This window comes from Burkholderia sp. DN3021 (genome assembly GCF_049805555.1).
GTDB lineage: Bacteria > Pseudomonadota > Gammaproteobacteria > Burkholderiales > Burkholderiaceae > Burkholderia > Burkholderia pyrrocinia_C.
The window spans coordinates 1-2452 of sequence record NZ_JBNCAB010000199.1; the positions used below are offsets into that span (position 1 = coordinate 1).

Consider the following 2452-nt stretch of genomic DNA (forward strand, 5'->3'; position numbering starts at 1 on the left):
GAGCGACGGCGCGCGCTGCCCGGCCGCCTGCTGCACGCGCATGGCGATGCGCCGGCGCGTGCCGCCGCCGGGCGTGACGAGCGCCACGCCGACGCAGGCGAGCAACAGCAGCAGTTCGAGGCCGCGGGCGGCCAGCATCGACATCGTCATCGCGCGGTATCCAGTCTCGAGATCTTGCGGATCGCCAGCAGCCCGACCGTCAGCAGCCCGGCGGCGATCGTCAGCATCGTGTTGCCGGCGTGCGTCGTGAACAGCAGCATTACATATGGGCGGTTCACGAGGAACAGCGCGCCGATCATCACGAACGGCACCGCCGAAATGATCTTCGTCGTGATCCGCCCTTCGGCGGTCAGCGCGCGGGTCTTCAGGCGGATGTCGCGGCGCGTGCGGATGATGCTCGACAATTCGTCGAGCGTCTCGCCGAGGCTGCCGCCGGTTTCGCGCTGCAGCAGCAGGTAGACGGTGAAGAACGAGAAGTCCGCGATCATCAGCCGGTCCGCCGCCTGCGTGAGCACGTCCTTGAGATCCGCGCCGACCCGCAGGCTGTCGCCCATCGTGCGGAACGTCGAGCGCACCGGCTCGGCCGCGCCGTCGCCGACCGTGCTGATCGCCTGCGTGACCGGAATGCCCGCGCGCACGGCCCGCACGATCAGGTCGATCGCGTCCGGGAATGCTTCGAGAAAACGGATCCGGAAGCGCTCGACCAGCGAGCGGTAGCTGGCGCGCATCGCGAGCAGCGGCAGCCCGATGCAGATCAGCGGACGCAGGATGTCCGGCGGCCCGATCAGCTTCACCGCGACGATCGCCGCGATTGCGCCGGCGATCGTGCTGGCCACGACGATCCGCACGCCGCCTTCGCCGCCGACCGCGCGCACGCGCGTCAGGTGGCGCCGCAGCCACGTGCGCGCGCGGCCCTGCCGGCGTTCGAGGTTGAACAGCGCGACGCCGGAGCCGGCGGACGCGCCCGCATCGCGGCCCGCGAGCAACGGCGACAGGCGCCGCATCCGCTCGCGAATACGCTGCGCCGGCGTGCGGCGCGCACGATCGAGCAGCGACGACAGCGCGAGCCCGATCGCGAGGATCACGACGAACGCGCCTGCCGCGAACAGGTCGGCGGCCGTCATTGGCGGAACACCTCGGCGAGCGCGTCCTCGACGCCGTAATACGCGGCGCGCGGCGCGAATGCCGGCCGCAGCGACGACGCGTCGAACACGCCCTTGACCGCGTCGCGCGTCGTGTCGCCTTCCTGGCGGAACGCGAACAGGTCCTGCGTGATGACCACCTCGCCCTCCATCCCGACGATCTCGGTGATCCGCGTAACGCGCCGCACGCCGTCGCGCATCCGCTCGACCTGCACGAACAGGTGCACGGCGCTGGCGATCTGGCGCCGGATCGACAGCAGCTGCAGGTTCGCGTTCGCCATCATGACCATGCTCTCGAGCCGGCTGATCGCGTCGCGCGGCGAGTTCGCGTGGATCGTCGTCATCGAGCCGTCGTGGCCGGTGTTCATCGCCTGCAGCACGTCGAACGCCTCCGGGCCGCGAATCTCGCCGAGGATGATGCGATCGGGCCGCATCCGCAGCGCGTTGCGCACGAGGTCGCGCTGCGAGATTCCACCGAGCCCCTCGGTATTCTCCGGCCGCGTTTCGAGGCTGACGACGTGCGGCTGCTGCAGTTGCAGCTCGGCGGCGTCCTCGATCGTCACGATCCGTTCGTGCTGCTCGATGTGCTGCGACAACGCGTTGAGCAGCGTCGTCTTGCCCGAGCCGGTGCCGCCCGAGATCACGATGTTCAGCCGGCACAAACACGCCACCTTCAGCACCTGCAGCATCGGATGCGAGATGTTGCCCTGATGCACCATCCGCGCGAGCGTGATGTCGCGCTTCGCGAACTTGCGGATCGAGATCGACGGGCCGCGCATCGCGATCGGCGGCAGCACGACGTTCACGCGGCTGCCGTCGGCGAGGCGCGCGTCGACCATCGGGCTGCTCTCGTCGACGCGCCGGCCCACCGCCGCCGCGATCCGCTGCGCGACGCTCGTCACGTGCGCGTCGTCGCGAAACTTCAGCGACGTGAGCTCGAGCCGGCCGGCGCGCTCGACGTAGACCTGGTCGGGCCCGTTGACGAGGATGTCGGTGACCGTCTCGTCGGCGAGCAGCGGCTCGATCGGGCCGACGCCGAACATGTCGTTCAGGATCGCGTCGACGATCAGCACCTGCTCGCCGGCCGTGATCTTCAGGCGCTCGCGCTCGACCGTGTGCGCCGCCACCTGCTCGATGCCCGCGCGCACTTCGTCGCGCGTCTTCATCAGCGCCGCCGACATGTTCATCGACGCAAACACCGCGGTGCGGATCGCGTCGAACTTGCCGGAGCGGATCAGCGCCTCGTGGGTGTCGGCGGCCGCGGGCGTGCGGGCTGGCGGCGGCGCGGGCGCGGACGCGATCGCCGGCGC

Annotated in this window: 2 protein-coding genes; both read right to left on the bottom strand. The window is 70.4% G+C overall.

The features are described 5' to 3' along the window. Positions 1-146: 146 nt before the first annotated feature. Positions 147-1124: a type II secretion system F family protein gene (locus tag ACPUER_RS36355; protein WP_425133530.1), complete on the bottom strand. Its 978-nt coding sequence runs from the start codon at positions 1122-1124 to the stop codon at positions 147-149. Beyond that, complete coding sequence (locus tag ACPUER_RS36360; protein WP_425133531.1) at positions 1121-2443, bottom strand: CpaF family protein; 1323 nt, start codon at positions 2441-2443, stop codon at positions 1121-1123. The genes ACPUER_RS36355 and ACPUER_RS36360 overlap by 4 nt, the downstream gene beginning before the upstream one ends. Positions 2444-2452: the final 9 nt, after the last annotated feature.

Excerpts from the sequence above, each read along its gene's own strand:
- ACPUER_RS36355 (WP_425133530.1), bottom strand. The coding sequence starts at position 1,124 with ATGACGGCCGCCGACCTGTTCGCGGCAGGCGCGTTCGTCGTGATCCTC.